This is a genomic window from Pontibacter korlensis (genome assembly GCF_000973725.1).
Lineage (GTDB): Bacteria > Bacteroidota > Bacteroidia > Cytophagales > Hymenobacteraceae > Pontibacter > Pontibacter korlensis.
In genome coordinates this window covers 4490541-4510782 of sequence record NZ_CP009621.1, presented here as the reverse complement: position 1 = coordinate 4510782, position 20242 = coordinate 4490541, and the positions used below count along the sequence as shown (strand labels likewise).

The window sequence follows — 20242 nt, the reverse complement described above, 5'->3', positions numbered from 1 at the left end:
GATGAATTTGGTTTTCTTTTTGAACCACTCGATGTGGTGAAAAAGGAAAATACGTATACTGTTGACACTCTTATAACTTTCTTCTTATATTTATATGATGAAGGAAGTCAAACCGAAACGCTGGAAAACTTCATCCACCTGGAGTCTACCATTTCGGCTACCATCTGACATGGTGTCCGAAGTTCAGACGAAAGGTGCTCACAGGTGCTATAGAACTTCGCCTGAAAGAACTGCTGATGGAGAAAGCTGGTGAGTTGGGTTTGGTGATAGAGAAAATGGAAGTGATGCCAGACCACGTTCACCTGCTGGTCAAAGCATCACCAGCCGCTGCACCGCCATTCATCGTGGCGCAGCTTAAAGGCTACACTTCATTCAAGCTACGCAGCGAGTTCCCCGAAACTGCCTACGCTGTGGACACGAAGCTACTACGTTGAGTCGGTGGGGCACATATCAGAAGCAACTGTTAAAAAGTACATGGAAGACCAGAAGAACCAGTGAACCAGATCAAGACATACCGCTTCCGACTCAAACCCACCAGGGCGCAGGCACAGGCTTTTGCGCAGTGGCTCGGCTCGTGCCGGTATGTCTATAACCTGTGTCTGGACTACAAGAGGCAACTCTACTCGAACCACCAGCTTTCCATCGGCAAGAACCAGATGCAGCAAGAGCTCTCTGCTATCGCCAGGGACGTGGAATGGATCGGGTGCGTGCACTCTTTAGACACTGCAGGAAGTAACTGATAGGTTGTTCAAATCCTACGATGGTTTTTTCAAGCAAGGCAAGGGATTCCCCAGGTTCGCCAGTATCGCTCGTTCACCTACAAGCAGGGGGTGAAGCTGCATCAAAATACAAGTACCGTACAACTGCCCAGGATAGGCAAGGTGAAATATCGCAAGTCACAGGATGTGCAGGGGGTTATCAGGACAGCCAGCGTTGTCAAGGAAGCAGATGGGTGGTATGTGACGCTATGCTGTGAGGTGGATATTGAGCGACTACCACAGATAAGCAATGTGGTAGGCTTGGATGTCGGTATAAAATCCTTCGTTGTCACGTCTGATGGTGTTGTTGTAGACAATCCTAAACACCTATACCGCTATCAGCACCAGTTAAGGAGAGCGCAACGTGCTGTATCGAGGAAGAAGAAAGGTGGCAGCAACAGGCGAAAGGCTGCCGGCAAACTTGCCAGGCTGCACCAGAAAGTGAGCAACACCCGCAAGGACTTCCACCATAAACTCAGCACGCAACTCATTCGCGAGAGCCAAGCGATTGTTGTTGAACAGCTTCAAATACAGCATATGGTTCAGAACCACAAGTTAGCCAAATCAATATCGGACGCTGGATGGTATCAGTTCGTGCAGAAGTTAGCCTACAAGTCCAAATGGTATGGTCGGGAGCTTGTGAAGGTAGCCCCAAACCATACTTCTCAGGACTGCTGGGTTTGTGGTTGGCGTAACACCGACCTGAAACTATCAGACAGGTATTGGACCCAGAGCTAACGGACATGTCCTGGACAGGGATGTGAACGCAGCTAGTAATATAAGAAAAAAGGCGGTCGGGCAGACCGTTTCAGCTCATATCTTTGGCAGTATACCGATAAGTGCAATTTCACCAGGCTCTTATCCGTAAGCTAAGAGAAAGGGAAGGAACAAGTGTGACAGCTAGACACTTTTAAGATGTCGCTCCCAAGGAACCCCTTCCCTTTCTCTTCATCTTGAAAGCCAGCACAGTACCTAGAGGCTGCCCCATCCGCAGGCACGACCTCGTATCAGATGTGAGCGTAGGCCCGGAAGATGAACCTTTTGTCCATTTTAGTCCCTTTCCGCTATGAAAAATTTACTCTGCCAGAATGTGGGAGTTGATGTGAGCAAAGACTCCCTGGAGGTGACCTTCTCCACCCTGGAGATGGACCGGCGGGTGAAGGTAAAAGCCACCCGCAAGTTTGCCAACACCCCAGCTGGGTTTAAACAGCTGCAGCGCTGGCTGGAGAGCAAGCGCGCAGCACAAGTAGAGCTGCGCCTGCTGATGGAAGCCACCGGCGTGTACTACGAGCAGCTGGCCTGGTTTCTCTTCCAGCAGGGCTACCAGGTCTCGGTCGTATTGCCCACCAAGGCCAAGCGCTACCTGCAGGCCCTGGGCCACAGGAGCAAGAACGACAAGATCGACGCCAGAGGCCTGGCCCAAATGGGCCTGGAACAGCGGCTGGAGCTCTGGCAGCCCCTCTCGCCCAACATCTACCAGCTGCGGCTGCTTACCCGCCAGCTGGAGGAGTTTACCAATCAGCGCACCGTGTGCCTTAACCAGCTCCATGCCCTGCACCATGGTGCGCTGGTGGTCAAACAGGTGGAGCGAAACCTTCAAAAGATGGTCCGAGTGCTCGAAAACAGCCTCCAGGAGCTGGAAGAGGCTATTGGGGAGCTGCTCTACCAGGACCCGCTGCTGGCCGAGCGGGTAGACAAGATGCTCTCCATCAAAGGCGTGGGCCTCAAGACGGTGGCCGTGCTGCTGGCTGAGACCAACGGCTTTGCCACCTTCGAGCGGCAGGGGCAGCTGGTCAGCTACGCCGGCTATGACGTGGTGGAGCACCAGTCGGGCCTGCGCGCGGGCAGAACCCGTATCTCTAAGAAGGGCAATGCCCACATCCGGCGGGCCATGCACATGCCGGCCCTGAGCGCGGTGCGCTTCCAGGAGCCCCGGTTTGTGGCTCTCTACGAACGGCTCGTGAAAAGGGGCAAGACCAAGATGCAGGCCTATGTGGCCGTACAGCGCAAGCTGCTGGTGCTGCTCTGGACGCTGTGGCGCAAGAATGAAGCCTATGATCCACGTTATGGGCAGCAGCCAGCGGAACCCAAAAATAACATCCAAATCCAGGAGGCCGGAGCCTCTCTTTCAGGTGTCAGCGCAGCTGACAAAGACGCAATAACGCAGGAAACGCAGCCAGAAACAGCAGAAAAAGAAATAGCCCCAGCTCAGGCCAGGGCTACGCAAGATGAACTTCCAGTACCAGTCGGCCCGGGAGCTCTCTTTCAGGTAGAGTGAAGATAAGAAACAAATAAGAAAAATGCAACCAAAATCCTTGACTTTGAAGACAGTACCTTGGGAGATATACGGTCGCAGTAGCGAGGTAGCCCAAGAATCCCACCTGCTTTAGCGGGGGGAACGTCAAATCCCACGAGTATAAACTCAAAGCGGCGGATCAGACATTGCCTGATCCGCCGCTTTGAGTTTATACTCACCTGTATTGCTTATTTCTGTTGCATCCAGTTCTCGCAAGCCTCTGCACATTCTCTGCAGGCTTCCGCACATTTCTGGCAGTGCTCTGCTTCATGCTTACGGCACTCTTCCTCGCACAAGCGGCAAATTTCTATGCACTCCTTCATCACGTGCTTGGCATGTGCTGAGTTTCTGGCAACAAAGCGAGCCGTCAAAGCGCAAATGTCAGCACAATCGCGATCTAGCATAATGCAGCGAACCATCATTTTAACATTATCTTCCTGCAGGCACATGGTGGCGCAGGTCTCGCAGGCGGTTACACACTTAATCAGTACATGTTCCAGGTTGTTCGTTATTTCTGATTTCATAGCTTTTATTTTGTTTTGATTCTTTTGCTTAAGGTACGACTGCACTAGCTCTAGGTTCCCTAATAACTTAAAGCAGAGTGCAGGTTCGTATTTGCAAGGCATTATGGTTATCTTTGAAAGCTAAAGAGATGCAGAAGAAGCAGGCTTGTCCTGCTGATGGAGAATCAAAGTATGGTGACTATTCGTGAGGCCAGAGAAGCCTTAAAGTTATACTTCGGGTATGAGCAGTTTCGCCCCATGCAGGAGCAAATCATTGATGGGGTGCTGCAGGGAAAAGATGTGGTGGTGCTGATGCCTACAGGAGGAGGGAAGTCTGTTTGCTACCAAGTGCCGGCTATCGTACTACCGGGCATGTGTGTGGTGGTTTCCCCGCTGATTGCTCTGATGAAAGACCAGGTAGAGGCGCTTTTGGCGAATGGTATACCTGCGGCATATATCAATAGCTCACAAACTGCCGAGCAGCAGTATCGAATAGAGAATCAGTGCCTGGAAGGAAAACTGAAACTATTATACGTATCTCCCGAGAAGCTTCTTTCTTCTGGCTTCATGGCATTTCTTCGCCGTGTAAAAATCTCTCTTTTTGCCGTAGATGAAGCGCACTGTATTTCTTCCTGGGGACATGATTTCCGTCCGGAGTACACGCAGTTGAAAGCACTCAAGCAGCAGTTCTCTGACATTCCGGTTATTGCTCTAACCGCTACTGCGGATAGGCTTACACAAAAAGATATTCAGGAGCAGCTTTACCTGCGAAACCCGCAGGTGTATGTTGCTTCTTTCGATAGACCTAACATCAACCTGATGGTGAAGCCGGGTCGTGACCGATTCAACAGAATCACTGATTTTCTAATGCGCCGGCAGAACCAGCCAGGGATCATCTATTGCCTTAGCCGTAAAGCCACAGAAAGTCTTGCTGATAAACTGAAGCGAAGCGGCTTTGATGCGACCTTTTACCATGCGGGCATGTCGGCCAACCAGCGGGCTAAGGCGCAGGAAGACTTTCTGAACGATGATGTGCAGATTGTTTGTGCCACCATCGCGTTTGGAATGGGAATCGACAAATCGAATGTGCGCTGGGTAATTCACTACAACCTGCCTAAAAACATTGAAGGGTATTACCAGGAGATAGGCCGTGCCGGTAGGGATGGAGCGAAGTCTGATGCCTTACTGTTTTATAGTTATGCTGACGTGATGAACATGCGCAGCATGCTACAGGAAGGCCAGAATGAAGCACAGACGGAGCTCCAGCTGGTAAAGCTGGAACGGATGCAGCAGTTCGCTGAGGCTGCTGCCTGTCGGCGTCGTATACTGCTACAGTACTTTGGAGAGACTATGGAAAAGGACTGTGGCAACTGTGATATCTGCCGGAATCCGCCTACCCGGTTCGATGGTACTGTCATAGCCCAAAAAGCTCTCTCTGCCATAGCCCGTACTCAGGAACGCGCCAACATGAGCTTGCTGGTCGATGTATTGCGTGGTGCCCGCAATGCACAAGTGTTGCAGGCAGGTCTTGATAAGATAAAAACATATGGTGCCGGGCGTGAGGTAAGCACTTTGGACTGGAATCGCTACCTGCACCAGATGCTGAACGAGGGCCTGATTGAAATGGCCTATGACCAAGGCTATTCCTTGAAATTGACAGAACAAAGCCGACAGGTTTTGTTTGATGGCCGAAAGGTGCAGCTTGTGAAGTTTGAGGAAGTGAAGCAGGAAGAGCCAGCTGTGAAAGCTCGTCCGAAGCGGGAGCTAATTAAGGATGCACTTTTCGAAAAGCTGCGTACGCTTCGTAAAGGTTTGGCTGATGAGTATGGAGTGCCGCCTTATGTTATTTTTACTGATACCACTTTGCAGGAAATGGCTGCTGAGCGACCTACAAATAAAATTGCTATGTTGGCTATATCAGGTGTAGGCGCACAGAAGTATGAACGATATGGCGATGCCTTCATTACCGAAATTATCGATTTCATTAATGGGGAACAGAATAAGGGGAACAAGATTAAAGGAGCAACGCACCTGGCAACATTGGAGCTATTACAGAAAGGGTATAGTGTAGAACTTGTTGCCAAAGAGCGTAGTCTCAATCCTGTAACCGTCTTCTCCCACCTGGCCACTCTATATGAGCAGGGCTATGATGTAGACCTGTCGAGATACGTTAGTAAAACAGAATACAAGGCTATATCCAAAGCTATCTCTAAACTAGGGGCTGAAGCTAAATTAAAAGACTTGTTTGAAGCTCTTGGAGAGCAGTACGAATATTACAAGATCAGGCTGTCCATCTCTATCTTCAAGAAAGAGCATACCTGGTAAGGAGCATAATATCACTAAAACAAAGAAGGGGCTGTCCAAAAAGGGCAGTCCCTTTTTCATTTATTCGCCTTTTGCTATTTTAGTAGGCATGAAAAGGCGCAACGTTGTTTTCAAGGAGCAGCCGGGCCACCAGGTGGTCCTGTTCCCCCAAAGCATCGGAGACCGCATCCCGGAAGGCCACCCGGTGCGGCTCGTGGACCGGGTGGTCGATGAGCTCAACATCGACCGCATCATAGCCACCTATAAAGGCGGGGGCACGAGCAGCTACCACCCACGGATGCTCTTGAAAGTGCTCTTCTACGCTTACCTGAACAACATCTATTCCTGCCGCCGCATTGCCCGGGCCCTGGAAGAGAACATCCACTTCATGTGGCTCTCGGGCGGCAGCACCCCCGACTTCCGCACCATCAATGACTTTAGAAGCCGTCGCCTCAAAAACCAGGTCCAGGAGCTCTTCGCCCAGGTGGTGCGCCTGATGCACCGGTTGGAGTATGTGAGCCTCGAGACCCAGTACGTGGACGGCACCAAGATAGAGGCAGCCGCCAATCGCTATACTTTCGTGTGGCGGGGCTCAGTGGAGAAGAACAAAGAAAAGCTGGAGCGGAAGATCCGCAGCGTGCTCTGTGACATCGGCCAGGCCATCAAAGAAGACAGGAAAGCGCCCCAGGAGCGGCTGCCCGAGAAGGTGGACGCCCACCGGCTCAAAGAGGAGATTCAAAAGCTCAACGAGCACGTGGCTGAGCTGGACAAGAAAGCCCGCAAGCAGGTGGCCAAACTGGAAAAAGAGCACCTGCCGCGACTACAAAAATACGAGGAGCAGTTAGAGAAGCTCGGTGACAGGAACAGCTATAGCAAAACAGACGAGGACGCCACCTTCATGCGGATGAAAGAAGACCACATGAAGAACGGGCAGCTGAAGCCGGCCTACAACGTGCAGATCAGCTCGGAGAACCAGCTGATCACCAACTTCTCTTTGCACCAGCGGCCGGGCGACACGGCCACCCTGATTGCCCACCTACAGCAGTTCCAGGAGCATTACCAGCAGCAGTCAAAAGAAGTGGTGGCCGACGCCGGCTACGGCTCGGAGCAGAACTACGCCTGGCTCGAGGATAAGCAGATCCAGGCCTATGTCAAGTACAACTACTTCCATCAAGAGCAGAAGCGCAAGTTCCGAAATGACATCTTCCATCCGCTTAACCTGTACTATAACCAGCAGGAGGACTTCTTCGTCTGCCCCATGGGCCAGCGGCTGGAGCAGGTGGGCCAGTACGAGCGTACATCTGACTTGGGTTATGTCTCGCAGGTGAGCCGCTACCAGGCCCGCCGGTGCGAGAGTTGCCCCTTAAGAGGGCAGTGCTTCAGGGGCAAGGGCAACAGAGTCATCGAGGTCAACCACCGGCTCCAGCGCCTGAAGGCAAAGGCCCGGGAGCTACTGTTGAGCGAGGAGGGGGTGCGCCACCGCAAGCAAAGGGCCATTGAGCCCGAGGCCGTGTTTGGGCAGGTCAAGAGCAACAACCGCTTCACCCGCTTTAGGTTGCGCACGCTGGCCAAAGCCGAGGTGGACTTTGGCCTGGCCGCTGTGGCCCATAACCTGCGCAAAATTGCCCGAAAAGGCGTTAAGGCCTTTGAAGAGGCGCTGGAAAGGGCCGCTGCTGGCCTTTTGCGCCCACACGAGCAGCCAGGTGGGGCCGCTGGCGGGCTGCTGGATCATCTTTTCGCCTTTTTCAGCCCTAGAGCCGCCGATTTCCAATTGGCCGCCTGAAAAACAATAGCAACCGGATAAACGCAAAGAGGGCGCCCTTTTAGGACACCCTCTTCTTTTATAATCCAACCAAAGTAGTTAAAACTATTTCAGAGAAGCGATTGGATCTGGAGTTGAGTCCTTGTCACCAGTGATGTAGCCTTGAGTCATTACCTCACCGCGAAGAAGAAGTACACCTGCCACGTGTGGAGCTGCTACTGACGTACCATAGTGGCCTGTGCCGAAGCTACCATTTTTAGTGGTGGTAGTTACGCCTACACCTGGGGCTGAGAAATCTACACCTGCACCGAAGTTAGATGAAGACCACAGTTTGCCGTAGATGTCCATGGCAGATACTGTGTATACACCCGGAGCATTAACACGAGCCGGAGATGTACCTGAGCAATCAACACCGCTGTTACCAGCTGCCAAAGAGAACAGGATACCTTTTTCAGATGCAGTTAATACGGCATTGTCCAGCGTAGAAGAGATGCCGCTACCAAGGCTCATATTTACTACGTCACCTGGTTTTGCATTGCTGATCACGTAGTTTACAGCAGAGATTGCTCTAGATACAGAACCTGCACCAGCATCATCAAATACACGAAGGGCAACTATGGTAGCGTTAGCAGCTACACCAATCATACCTGTACCGTTGTTTTTAGCGGCAATAATACCTGATACTGAAGTACCATGACCAAAGCCATCTTCAATAGAAGGGTTGCCATAGATAAAGGAGAAGCTTCTCTCTACGTCAACATTCAAGTCTGGGTGATCCGTGTCAATACCTGAGTCAATAACCCAAACTGTCTTACCTGTACCGTCGCCATAGCCTACACGCTCGATATTCCATGGAATTGTTTCGCCTGCAAGAGGTGTAAGAGCTGCATAAGCAGGTGCCGGCTCAGTTGGTGCCGGCTCAGTTGGTGCCGGCTCAGTTGGTGCTGGCTCAGTTGGTGCTGGCTCTGTAGGAGTTGGCTCAGAAGGCGCTGGTTCTGTAGGAGCAGGCTCAGTAGGTTCTGGCTCTGGTGCAGGCTCAGTTGTTTTTTTGCCACCACCTTTAGTTGTTGTTCCTCCTGAAGTTTCAGTGGAACCACCGCCTCCGCCTTTGTTTCCTTTAGTTGAAGTAGTCTCAGTGTCAGTCCATTTTGGAGCCAAGGTAATAATACGGTCTTGCTCTACATAAGCCACATCTGGGTTATTACGAAGCGCACTTAGCTGATCAGGCGTTAGTCTTGCTGCAAAGCCATTAACTACCCCCTCATATACCTGTGAAACATCAGAGGCGCTAATTTTTGATGCACCTAATGCTCGCTCACGGATGCGAGCTGCCTCTACTTTAGTGGCAGAAAAGCTGTTGTTGCCTTTAACACTGGCACCGCTGTTTTTAAATACAACGATGTACTGGCCTTCAATAGCCTGTCCGTTCAGAGAAGAGAAAGAAGCTTGCGGTTCAGCAAATTGTGTTTCCATCAATTCTTCTTTTTGACAGCCAGTAAGGGCGATTGCAGCAGCGAAAGTAGCAAGTGCCACCGAATGCTTGAGGGTACGCTTCATGATCATAGCAGGTAAAGATTAAGTAATAGGGGGATTTTTGTTAGTTAATTATGAAACCTAATTTTTTGAATTTCGTAACCCGTGGTTTATTTGAAAAGTTCACTACTGCTATCTTCTTTTGCTGATTTTTTTGATTTGAGGCTTTGATTCGTTCTAAAACAGGCATAAGAATGCTGTTCAGACACTAAATTCTGTTCATTTCATAGAATAGTACCTATGAGCATAGGACAATTCTGAATTAGCTTAAAGTATGTGGAGATGTAGTAGTGTTACAAATTAAATATTCCCTCTTGTTGATTGTTGTTGTTTAAGGGCTAAAAGTCATGCTTTAAAAACATATTTCAAAATTTTGGTGCAGTGCTGCGTTAATAAAAAATTGCATTATTTTAACTAATATGAATTTTGTTAGAAATGTTAAATTATATCACTAATAAAGATTAATCACATTTATCCCATAAAAGCATATTCTGCTAACTATGTTAGTATTGTTGCTAATTTTTTGTTAGCTTTACCGCGAGCAGCTATATAATGGCGGCATATATAAAAAAGGAGGAGCTACTATGCAGTTAGTAACATCTAATATCAGGCATTTGCGCAAGCACGCAGGTTTAACGCAGGCACAGCTTGCAGAGAAGCTGGATATAAAGCGTTCCTTAGTGGGAGCGTACGAAGAAGGCAGGGCTGAGCCGAAGCTGAGTACACTGGTTAATGTAGCCAAATTGTTTCAGATTTCGCTCGATGATTTGGTGACACGTGATATAGTAAAAGAAGGTGCAGCGAATACTGTAGATGGTTCTGGCAAGGCAAGCGGCGGTAACCTGAGGGTATTGGCTATTACTGTTAATGAACAGGAGAAAGAGAATATTGAGCTGGTGCCTTACAAGGCAAGTGCAGGCTATTTAAATGGTTATGCTGATGCTGAATTTATAGAGGAGCTGCCTCGCTTCCGATTACCGATGCTTGGTAGTGGCGGAACATACCGAGCTTTTGAAATAAGTGGCGATTCAATGCTTCCTATAGCTTCTGGTACTGTAATTGTCGGCCGCTTTATCGAGGATTGGAGCCAGATAAAAGACGGAACGCCTTGCATCATTGTTAGCCAGAAAGAAGGAGTTGTATTCAAGCGTATCTTCAATAAGATTAAGGATGCTTCTACGCTTCGCCTGCATTCTGACAACCCAGTGTATTCTCCATATGAGGTACACGTTGAGGATGTGCTGGAAATCTGGGAAGCAAAATCATACATAAGCTCCACTTTCCCTATAGCAGATCTGTCTCTTGATAAACTGTCAAGTATAGTGCTTGACCTGCAGAAGGAAGTGCAAAAGCTTAAGAAAGCAGAGTAGTTCATACTTGCTCTGGAAAATGCCTGATGCTGTGCGTGATCCAGCATCAGGCATTTTTGTGCCCATAGTTATGCTACAGCTGCATTTGTTAACAAGTATTTGAATCTATCCGTAAAGTCATAGCAGAATATAGCGTTGTTGTGTTTATGACCTTACTATGCACTCTAGCAAAATAGAACTATGATAAAACTGATACCTGCCTCAGACCACCATGCGGCTAAAGTAGGAGACTGGTTGCAGTCTAACTACCTATTTTCATTTGCCGATTACTATGACCCCGCCAACGTGCAGTTTGGTCCGCTCCGGGTGTTTAACCACGACCGCATCAAGGGCCGGAATGGTTTTCCGTCACACCCTCATGCTGAGATGGAGGTTGTAACGGTTGTTTTAGATGGGGAGCTGACTCACACAGATAACATTGGGAATGATGTAACCCTGAATGCTGGTGATGTTCAGCGGATGACTTCTGGTACCGGCTTCACACATTCTGAGACAAATAACTCTGATAAAGATACCGTAATCCTACAGCTCTGGTTTTTGCCAAACAAGCGTGGCTTGGCGCCTTCCTATGAGCACATGAACCTGGATTTTCTGGATGCCAGAAATAAACTGGTGCCGCTCGTGACAGGGCAGAAAGTCCTGGAGAATGTTCCTTTTGTGAATTCAAATTCTACGGTATACTATGGTCATGTGGGGCAGGGAGAGGAAATTGACTTCAAAACCTTCAAATTAAGGAAGACCTTAGTTTATGTGCTGACAGGAGGCCTGCTGGTGAACAATGTTGAGGCAGAGTTGAATGACCAGGTGAGGTTAGAGGATCAGGATATAGTAAGCCTACATGGAAACACTGAGGCAACATTTATACTAGTGGATGTGCCGGCTACAGAAGTAAACTATTAAGAATACTTTAAGGAAGCTGATTGCCATAAAACAAAAGAGCCGCTCAGGAAAGGGCGGCTCTTTTGTTTTATGAAGACTAAAAAAGTCATTCGCTTTTTAACGACAAAACAGGGTTAGCTAGCGCTGCTTTTATAGCCTGTGTACCCATCGTGAAGAGGGCAATTAGCAAGGTTGCAATACCGGCCAGTGCAAAAGGCCAATAGCCAATGCTTACACGGTATGTGAAATCCTGCAGCCAAAGGTTAATGATATAATAAGCAATAGGTACAGCCAATACAAAGGCCATCAACACCAGCTTAATAAACTCCTTAGAGAACAGCACAGCAATATTAAATATGGAGGCACCTAGCACTTTGCGTATACCCACTTCTTTTGTGCGCTGTGCCGCCATAAAAGCCACCAGGCCATACAGTCCCAGACAACCGATGAAAATGGCTATGAAGGAGAAGATCTTGAAAAGCTTACTCTGCCGTGCTTCTTCCTGGTAAAAGCTGGCAATTGTTTCGTCCAGAAACTCATAATTGAAGACATCATCCGGATAGGCCATGTTCCATACTTTCTCCAGGTGCGCAATTGCTTCCTGTTTCTGGCTCATATCGATTTTAGCATTGAGGTATAAATAGCTTTTAGGATCCGTGAACATGATAGTAGGATCAATAGGAGCGTGTAGGGAGTTTTGGTGAAAGTCTTCTACCACACCTACAATAGGAGCCTTAAAGTCCCTTCCTACCCTCATAGTTTTACCAATGGCTTCCGCTGGTGTTTTGATACCTAATTTACGGCGCATCGTTTCATTAATCATCACTGCTGCAGAGTCGCTGTTCGTGTAAGCACGACCTGCTTTAAGCTGAATCTTGTACAGGTCCAGGTAATTCTCATCCGCAAACTTAAGGTTAGCCTCAAACGGAGCATCCTCGCTGGAGTTGTTATAAGCAAAGTTAGTACCCCATGTAAAGTTGGATGAAGGTGGGGAGCCAGCAAAGCTTACCTGCCTTACAGCAGTGTTGCTTAAAAGTACTTCTCGCAGAGGCTGAATTTTCTGGCCTGCTTGGTTTGGCAGAGGCACCGTTACTACAGCTTCTTTTGTAAAGCCTAAAGACTTGCTTTTAAAATACTCCATCTGGTTATTAACAAGAATAGTGCAGATAATAAGTACCTGGCAAATAGTAAACTGCAGCACCACCAGCCCCTGACGTATCGGTAGGCCAGCCACCTGCTGCGTATGAATGCGGCTCTTTAAGGCAGAAATTGGCTGAAATTGGGCCAAAATCAAAGCAGGATATAAGCCCGCAAACAAAGTAACTAATAATACCTCAGCTGTTAAGAACAGTAATATAACCGGATCTTCAAGTATACTGAAGGATATCTCAAGGTCTAGCAGGCTGTTCAGATAAGGTAGAGCAAGTTCTGTAAGTATAACTGAGCAGAATGTAGCCAGCAGCGTGATTAAAAGTGTCTCTCCGATAAACTGCATTACAAGCTGTGTTTTGCTGCTGCCCAGCACTTTCCTGACACCGACTTCTTTTGCTCTTTTCACTGCCTGAGCAGTAGCAAGGTTTACAAAGTTTATACAGGCTACCAATACCAGAAAAATACCGACTAAAGCCATTGACCAGATTATTTCCTTAGCAATGGTGCGCTGGCCGAAGTTACCAAGGTCAGTATTAAAATGCAGGTTGTTTAGGGGTTGTAGCGAGTAGCTTTCTGTGCCTCTTCTGTCCTGCTCTCTGTGCCTGTTTACAAAATCTGTAATTTCCGCTGCCTTAGCTTCTGGCGATACACCTTCAGGCAGCAGCACATACATCTGGAAATTACTGTAGAGCATGTTAAAGTTATCCATCTCAAATGTTGTGTAGTTCTTGAGAGAAGGATAAGAAATAAGCATGGCAAAGGGGAAGTCTGTTGTTGCAGGCGGATCAGGTATAACAGAAGTTACTTTAAGAGTAAGTATGTTATTAAATTTGATGATCTTGCCTATAGCATTACCTTCTGGAAAATACTTATCTGCCGTGTTTTGTGTCAGCACTACATTATTTGGCTCAGCCAGTCCAGGACGGGGATCAATTTCACCAGTTTCAAAACCAAAAATTTCAAAGTACTCTGGCTCCACAAATGCAACAGGGTTCTCTTCCAATAGGCGCTTTGGAGCGTTGCCATTTTCGCTGAGGATGTTGATTTGAGAAGTCTCCTCAGCAAATACTTGGGTTAGGTTGTCCATACCGAAGTTATCGTTGCTGCGTAGCAACTTGGGTATCGGGAAACGAATGCCCATGTGCTTCTCTTCACCATCCCCGGTTTTATAGGTAGTAGTTACGCGGTAGATTTGGTCAGCCTTATCATGGAAGGTATCATAGCTCAACTCATAGTTTATAATCAGGAAGAGCAAAATGCTGCAGGTAATGCCAAGGGTTAAGCCGGCAATGTTGAGTATGCTGTAACTCTTGTTTCGCACCAGCGACCGGAAAGCCGTGAGGAAGTACATCTTAATCATAGTTCTTACGCTTTAGGTATGGGAATAGTGTTAAATAGTGATCTCGTCTGCATCAACTACTGCCAGCGCTGTGCCAAAAAGCATAAACCCGCTTAAGGATATATAGAAGCTAATTGCAATACATGTTATTGTCCACAGTTGGACATAACATGTCCGCCCATGGACACAATAAGCTACACTTTTAGTGCTTTAAATGGTATATTTATAGAAGTATACTGCTGGCACAATATTTTCACTAGACCTAACCACACAACCTGCACTAAACCTATGGAAGAACAGAACCTGGGACGCATTCTGGTTATCGATGATAACGAAGATGTGCTTTTCTCTGCTAAGATGCTCCTGCGCCGACATGCCAAGGAGGTGGTAATGGAAAAGAACCCAAAGAAAATCCCTTTCCTGCTTTCAAATGAGGATTTCGACCTCATCCTGCTCGACATGAACTTCAGCCAGGACATTACGAGTGGTCAGGAAGGTTTTTACTGGCTGAAGGAGATCATGAAGTACGACCCTTCGGCAGTGGTAGTAATGATAACTGCCTATGGCGATGTGGAGATGGCGGTGAAGGCACTGAAAGAAGGAGCCACCGACTTCGTGTTAAAGCCATGGCAGAACGAGAAATTAGTTGCTACCCTTTCGGCTGCTGCTAAACTGCGCAGCTCTTACAAAGAAGTAAACCAACTGAAAGAAGTAAACCGCACACTCAATACCCAGCTAAACACCGGCAAAAACATCATACAGGGCGAGAGTAAAGCAATGAAGCAGCTCTTTTCTATCATAGATAAAGTGGCTCGTACAGATGCTGATATACTGTTGTTAGGGGAGAACGGAACAGGTAAAGAGGTAATTGCCCGTACCATACATGAACGCTCCTCCCGTGCAGATAGCGTGTTTGTGACGGTGGACATGGGCGCTATCACAGAGTCTCTTTTTGAAAGTGAGCTTTTTGGTCATAAAAAAGGAGCTTTTACTGATGCCAAGGAAGACAGAATTGGTAGGATAGAGGCTGCTAATGGCGGAACACTTTTTCTCGATGAGATAGGTAACCTATCACCTGCCATGCAGGCAAAGTTGCTAACCGTACTGCAGCGGCGTGAAGTTATTCGCGTTGGCACAAATAAACCCATACCAGTAAATGTACGCCTAATTTGTGCCACCAACATGCCCCTTAAGGAGATGGTACAGCGCAATGAATTCCGCCAGGACCTGCTTTATCGCATCAATACAGTAGAGCTGCACTTGCCGCCACTACGGGAGCGCCTGGATGACCTGCCGCTTTTTGCGGAGCATTTCCTGCAGGTATATGCCCAAAAGTATAAACAGCCAGTAAAGCCCCTTGGAGATACTGCCTTAGCTCGCCTACAGCGCTACAGCTGGCCTGGTAATGTGCGTGAGTTGCAGCATGCTTTGGAGCGAGCCTCCATCATGAGCGACAACCGTGAACTACAGGCCGAAGATTTTTTCTTTTTGGCTGTGGAAGAACCTGCTGCAGCCCCGGCAGTTACATCACAGAGTTTGGATTTGGATAACCTGGAGCGGGAGGCGGTACAACGTGCCCTGCAGAAGCACGATGGCAATATTTCTAAGGCTGCCAAAGAACTTGGCTTATCCAGAGGGGCACTCTATCGAAGACTGGAAAAATATGAGCTTTAGGCATTACAAATTACAGCTGCTGCTGCGTGTCCTGCTGCTGTCTCTGTCTGTTTTCTTGTTGGCCAAAACAGAGTTCAGCAATGAATACAGAGTTACCATAATAGGCTTAGCGCTATTCATACTGCTGCAGGTATGGCTCCTGATGCGCTACATGGAACGAACTAACAGGCTTTTTCTACGCTTTCTCAACTCTATCAAGTATGATGATTTTACAGAGCAGTTTCATATAGAAGGAGAAGGCAAAACGCAAAAGCAGCTGGGACTCCGCCTGAATGAAGTGATGGCTAAATTCAGGGAAGTACGTGCAGAAAAGGAAGCACATCTCCACTATTTCGAGGTTATAGTGCAGCACATAGGCATCGGTATTATTACCTACAAAGCTGATGGAAGTATACTTTTGCTAAACAATGCTGCCAAGAAGTTGCTGCAGGTGGGGCAATTGCAGCAGGTACAGGAGCTACAGCAAACAAGCCCGGAGTTGACACTTGGCCTACAGCAGTTACAAGGAGGCGATAAAATGCTGGTGCCTGTGCGCCACCGGGGAGAGCAGGCTAACCTATCGGTGCATGTTATAGATCTCTCGCTCTTAGGTGATCGGGTACGGCTGGCATCCCTGCAAAATATTCAGCCTGAACTGGAAGAGAAGGAGATGGAGGCATGGGGCAAGCTTATTCGGGTGCTGACACATGAGATCATGAACTCCGTAACACCAATTTCTTCACTTTCTGCCAGCGCCTGCGAAGAAATACATAGCTACACAGACACAGATGCAGAGGAAATAACCTTGCTGCGTGAGGAGCTGCAGGATGTAGGACAGTGCCTGCAAACTATCAGCCGCCGATCTGACGGACTTATTCGCTTTGTTAACGAGTTCCGCAACCTTACCACCATATCGGTACCACAGATGAGCCGGTTTGATGTAGGAGAGTTGCTGCAGGAGGTTAAGCTATTGCTTCGGGAGCAGTTGGCAAAGCAGCATGTGCAGTTGATCGTAAAAGCACCACGCGAGAAAATGCTGCTTATAGCCGATAGGAGTATGATAGAGCAGGTGCTCATCAATTTAATAAAAAATGCAACGGAAGCAGTGCAGGAGGGGCCCGACGGGAAAATTGTGTTGCAGGCCTCCCTTGATGAGCGTAGCCGCGTGTCTATTTACATTTCAGATAATGGGCCTGGCATGACAGAAGAGGCTATGGCTAAAATCTTCATTCCTTTTTATAGCACCAAAAAAGCAGGCTCCGGTATAGGACTAAGCCTCTCGCGCCAGATGATGCGCTTACACAAGGGCACTATCTCGGTTGAGTCGGAGCTGGGGCAGGGAACAACCTTTGTGCTGCACTTCTGATGTTTTTGTAACTGTACTTGTTAAAACTTTTCTTTTGCCGCTCGTTAAAGTATAAGCATCATCTTAAACGAATGATTATGAGCATGCAAGAGGTAGAGGGTTTTGTAAAGGTAAGCACCGATAGTAGCGTACCCCTGGTAGCGAAAGTAACTGCTGGTACAGATACAATGATTATTGATGAATCTGGCAGTGAGCAGGATGTTAAAAATGGCGTAGACCCTTATGATTATATACTAGCGGCACTGGGTGCATGTACAGTGATAACTTTAAATATGTACGCGAAGCTGAAAGGTTGGCCTCTGGAGCGTGCGGAGGTACAACTGCGGCATGAGCGTGTTCATACAGACGATTGCCAGCATTGTGAGCAGGACACAGCAAAACTTACTCAGGTTATTAAAAAGCTACGTCTTTTCGGTGACCTAACTGCAGAACAGCGACAGCGCCTCAAGGTAATTGCCAGTAGGTGCCCAGTTCAGAAAACGTTGGTAGCAGGCATATCTGTAGAGACCGAACTTATGGACGATTAGCTAAGCACTGGCTTTCGATGCTTTCTCCGGCAATTTCAGGTAGTCCTCCAACGTGAACTCTCCTAGCTGTGGAGCTACACAATTTTCTACTGATACTTTGGTTAGAAATGCTAATGTATGACATAGGCTCGGACTGAACAGCTTTACCAAAGGCAGTAAAAGTTTTATAGCAGTTTTAGGTGCATGAATTATCCTGCCTTCATACCCTGCAGCTCTGCCAACCAATTTTGCTAGTTCTAACCGGCTATAGATACGTTTACCGCCGATAGGAATGACTTCTGATGGTCCCCCTATACTTTCCACAGCTACGTTGGCAACATCTCCTTCAAACACGGGGTTGGTTAAGGCCGCACCTGAATCGATCACACCTAGCATTCCCTTCCTGGCCATAGCTGTCATCTCGTCGAATACAGAAAATAATGCTGTTGGTTGTACAATGGTATAGCTGATGCCAGATTGTTTTAGGGCTTCCGAAAAATCTGCATGTGCTTTGAAGTAAGCTAACTCAGGGTGCTGCTCTGCGCTAAAAGCCGAAATGTATATGAACTGCTGTATTCCTGCCGCCTTCGCCTCCTGCAAGAGGTTGTAATTTGCCTGATAATCTACCTCGTGGAAAGTAGTTTTGCTCCAGTCTTTCAAACTGATGCTCTTCCCCACCGCAGATGCCACTACATCTATACCCTGGCAGCAACCCGACAAAGAGTCTGGATGTGTTGCATCTGCAAATAGTAGCCGATCAGGAGCAGGAGAGAGAGCAGAAGCCTTTTGCTCTGAACGTGCTAGAACTGTAACTATAAAGCCTTGCTGTTTGAGTGCTCGTAGCAAATGACGGCCCAGGTGTCCGGTGGCACCAGCCAGAAGTACCTGTTTCATCCCTTTAAGTGACGTATCTACAATATGGAAGAACGATAGAAAGCACAAACTGCAACGGCTGTATTAATTAAGGGAGGCTTACACATTTTTGACTATATTCGTTCTGATAATCATTTGGCCTTATCTATAAGAAAAGCCTAGACTTAACGAATGCAGAAAAGAACAATCTATACTTACCTGCTGGGCTCTTTACTGGCGGTAGGCACTGTGGCTTGTGTCCCAATCGAGCAACAGGTACAGAGCAGTAGTAGCACACAGGCACAACTCCGCTACGAGGATTTTGTATACGATGAAAGTATACAGTCGGTGCAAGCTTATGTGGCTACTGGTTTTGAGGAAGAAGTGCTGGAGCCACCTGTTGTCGCACTTGGCCAGGGCACACCTGTTATACTTGAGTTTGATCGCTTAAATGCTGCTCCCAACAGGTTGGTGGCAAAGCTTATTCATTGCGATGCAAACTGGACACCCTCTTCTCTCAGCGATACCCAGTTTCTGAACGAATTCAATGAGTTTTTTATTACCGATGCTCAAAATTCTGTAAATACACGTGTACCATATGTGCATTACCAGTTTCGGGTGCCACGGGTAAAGCTGAGTGGTAACTATGTGTTGGTAGTACAAGAGGAGGGAGGAAAGCTGTTGCTTACGCAGCGCATACTTGTGTATCAGGAGCTCGTGACGGTGACGAGCAAGTTAGGTGCACCGCTTGGGCCACAGGGTCGAGAAACACGTCAGCCGGTAGAGTTTAATGTGTTTTACCCGGATTATGAGTTAATAAACCCTGCTGCAGACGTCAAGGCAGTGATGCGCCAGAACTTTCGCTGGGACAATGCCAAACGCCTTGCCCGCCCTACCTATATCCACGATGCGCAGCGCCGACTGGAGTATGTTTTCTTTGATCCGAAGGAGCTGTTTAAGGGGCTGAGCGAGTTTCGTGCATTCGACACACGCAGCCTGAACTACAATGGCATTGGTGTTGAAAGTATAAACTTGCAGCAGAGCCCTATCCTGGTGGATCTTCAGCCGGACAAAAGCAGAAACGGCCTTGCCTACAGCCAAGACCCTGACATTAACGGAAGGCGGATTTTTGGCAACAGGCAGTATGGGAATGGCGACGTGAATGGGGATTACACATGGGTAGATTTTGAGTTGAAGGTATCAGACAATGTGCCTGGAGAAGTATACCTACAGGGCGACCTGACAAACTGGAGAGAAACAAAAGAGGCCAAATTAAGCTTCGATGCCGAGCGACAGGCTTTCACAGGGCGTATGCTATTAAAGCAGGGCTACTACAACTACTACTACACCTTAAAGCAAGGCTCTGCTGACCCGGACGAAAGCTACTTTGAGGGAAGTCATTTCGAAACCGATAACATCTACGACATCCTGATTTACTACCGCCCACCAGGCTCTCGCGCTGACCTTTTGATCGGGTATGATAGGCTGTTCTTCAACAGGAAGTAAGGAACCTAAAATGAGAAGTGTTCTGGCTCCTTTGGTCTTGCTGTTTGTTGTAGCTTTAATAGGCTGTACATCTAACTTCAAACTAGGGGAGAGGAAAATGCTGCAAGAAAACTATAAGAACTCTTTTATAGAGGGCTTCAAAACCCTTAGCTTCTGTAGGTGTATAAAGTATGGGTATGACAATAAGTATGATTTAGTAACTGAGGACGCTAGTTGCCGCTTTCCTGATTACCTGTATTCAGAGGTTGCACTAATTGATATTTTGGCAAAAGTTGAAAGAGATAAGATTTTGCTAGACTCTGCTAGTAGAGTAGGACGTGTAGCTGAAGGTATGGAAGGCAAAAGAGTGATGGATATTTGCTTGAAGTTCTACAACAGTAGCTTGCTCGACTCTGTAGCCATTTCACGATATCAAAAAGATAAAAATCAATAGCTTTAATGTATGTTATTTCTGTTTAAATGT

At 47.7% G+C, this 20242-nt stretch carries 16 protein-coding genes and 2 pseudogenes; 14 read left to right on the top strand and 4 right to left on the bottom strand.

From position 1 onward, the window contains the following. Nucleotides 1–36 precede the first annotated feature (36 nt). The 5 genes and pseudogenes from PKOR_RS25870 to PKOR_RS19385 all read left to right on the top strand — a co-directional run bounded on the left by PKOR_RS25870 (nt 37) and on the right by PKOR_RS19385 (nt 3036). Nucleotides 37–168 carry a hypothetical protein gene (locus PKOR_RS25870; RefSeq protein WP_262501811.1) on the top strand — a complete coding sequence of 44 codons (132 nt, stop codon included), beginning with the start codon at nt 37–39 and terminating at the stop codon, nt 166–168. Then, nucleotides 165–498, top strand: a pseudogene (gene tnpA / locus PKOR_RS19395) (IS200/IS605 family transposase). The gene PKOR_RS25870 and the pseudogene tnpA overlap by 4 nt, the downstream one beginning before the upstream one ends. Next, nucleotides 495–740, top strand: a complete 246-nt coding sequence (locus PKOR_RS23695) for a helix-turn-helix domain-containing protein (RefSeq protein WP_052738967.1) — start codon at nt 495–497, stop codon at nt 738–740. Before tnpA ends, PKOR_RS23695 begins: the two are co-directional and overlap by 4 nt. 12 nt (nt 741–752) lie before the next feature. Then, nucleotides 753–1496, top strand: coding sequence for an RNA-guided endonuclease TnpB family protein (locus tag PKOR_RS23690; protein WP_084694851.1), 744 nt, complete (start codon nt 753–755; stop codon nt 1494–1496). Nucleotides 1497–1824: 328 nt separating this feature from the next. Further along, nucleotides 1825–3036: an IS110 family RNA-guided transposase gene (locus PKOR_RS19385; RefSeq protein ID WP_052738631.1), complete on the top strand. Its 1212-nt coding sequence runs from the start codon at nt 1825–1827 to the stop codon at nt 3034–3036. A gap of 206 nt (nt 3037–3242) precedes the next feature. Here the strand turns inward: PKOR_RS19385 and PKOR_RS19380 are convergent, their stop codons facing one another. Beyond that, on the bottom strand, nt 3243–3578 hold the full coding sequence (locus PKOR_RS19380) for a four-helix bundle copper-binding protein (protein WP_046314671.1): 336 nt from the start codon (nt 3576–3578) through the stop codon (nt 3243–3245). A gap of 156 nt (nt 3579–3734) precedes the next feature. Between PKOR_RS19380 and recQ the strand changes: the two genes are divergently transcribed. Beyond that, nucleotides 3735–5882, top strand: coding sequence for a DNA helicase RecQ (gene recQ / locus PKOR_RS19375; RefSeq protein ID WP_046312870.1), 2148 nt, complete (start codon nt 3735–3737; stop codon nt 5880–5882). Nucleotides 5883–5970: 88 nt separating this feature from the next. Then, nucleotides 5971–7494 (top strand): annotated as a pseudogene (locus PKOR_RS19370) (IS1182 family transposase); the annotation flags it as partial. Nucleotides 7495–7728: 234 nt separating this feature from the next. Here PKOR_RS19370 and PKOR_RS19365 read toward each other — a convergent pair. Then, complete coding sequence (locus PKOR_RS19365; protein WP_235336810.1) at nt 7729–9180, bottom strand: S8 family serine peptidase; 1452 nt, start codon at nt 9178–9180, stop codon at nt 7729–7731. A 560-nt stretch (nt 9181–9740) separates the two neighbouring features. Between PKOR_RS19365 and PKOR_RS19360 the strand changes: the two genes are divergently transcribed. Both PKOR_RS19360 and PKOR_RS19355 read left to right on the top strand, forming a co-directional pair. Continuing rightward, nucleotides 9741–10526, top strand: coding sequence for an XRE family transcriptional regulator (locus PKOR_RS19360; RefSeq protein WP_046312868.1), 786 nt, complete (start codon nt 9741–9743; stop codon nt 10524–10526). Nucleotides 10527–10706: 180 nt separating this feature from the next. Beyond that, on the top strand, nt 10707–11426 hold the full coding sequence (locus PKOR_RS19355) for a pirin family protein (protein ID WP_046312866.1): 720 nt from the start codon (nt 10707–10709) through the stop codon (nt 11424–11426). A gap of 85 nt (nt 11427–11511) precedes the next feature. On the opposite strand, the gene PKOR_RS19350 is transcribed toward PKOR_RS19355, so the two are convergent. Further along, the gene (locus PKOR_RS19350; RefSeq protein ID WP_046312864.1) at nt 11512–13917 is read right to left on the bottom strand and encodes an ABC transporter permease; all 2406 of its coding nucleotides are present in this window, start codon (nt 13915–13917) and stop codon (nt 11512–11514) included. 267 nt (nt 13918–14184) lie between these two features. Here PKOR_RS19350 and PKOR_RS19345 point away from each other — a divergent pair, with 267 nt between their 5' ends. The 3 genes from PKOR_RS19345 to PKOR_RS19335 all read left to right on the top strand — a co-directional run bounded on the left by PKOR_RS19345 (nt 14185) and on the right by PKOR_RS19335 (nt 17442). After that, nucleotides 14185–15570 (top strand): sigma-54-dependent transcriptional regulator, encoded by a 1386-nt coding sequence (locus tag PKOR_RS19345; RefSeq protein ID WP_046314668.1) that lies wholly within the window; start codon nt 14185–14187, stop codon nt 15568–15570. Beyond that, the gene (locus tag PKOR_RS19340) at nt 15560–16915 is read left to right on the top strand and encodes a sensor histidine kinase (RefSeq protein WP_046312862.1); all 1356 of its coding nucleotides are present in this window, start codon (nt 15560–15562) and stop codon (nt 16913–16915) included. The genes PKOR_RS19345 and PKOR_RS19340 overlap by 11 nt, the downstream gene beginning before the upstream one ends. Nucleotides 16916–16992: 77 nt before the next feature. Then, a complete protein-coding gene (locus PKOR_RS19335; protein ID WP_235336808.1) occupies nt 16993–17442 on the top strand; it encodes an OsmC family protein in 450 nt (149 codons plus the stop codon). Here PKOR_RS19335 and PKOR_RS19330 read toward each other — a convergent pair whose 3' ends face one another. After that, nucleotides 17443–18315, bottom strand: a complete 873-nt coding sequence (locus PKOR_RS19330; RefSeq protein WP_046312861.1) for an SDR family oxidoreductase — start codon at nt 18313–18315, stop codon at nt 17443–17445. Nucleotides 18316–18465: 150 nt separating this feature from the next. Between PKOR_RS19330 and PKOR_RS19325 the strand changes: the two genes are divergently transcribed. Next, nucleotides 18466–19779, top strand: a complete 1314-nt coding sequence (locus PKOR_RS19325; RefSeq protein ID WP_046312859.1) for a type IX secretion system plug protein — start codon at nt 18466–18468, stop codon at nt 19777–19779. Beyond that, nucleotides 19751–20212, top strand: a complete 462-nt coding sequence (locus tag PKOR_RS19320) for a hypothetical protein (protein ID WP_148561750.1) — start codon at nt 19751–19753, stop codon at nt 20210–20212. The genes PKOR_RS19325 and PKOR_RS19320 overlap by 29 nt, the downstream gene beginning before the upstream one ends. Nucleotides 20213–20242: the final 30 nt, after the last annotated feature.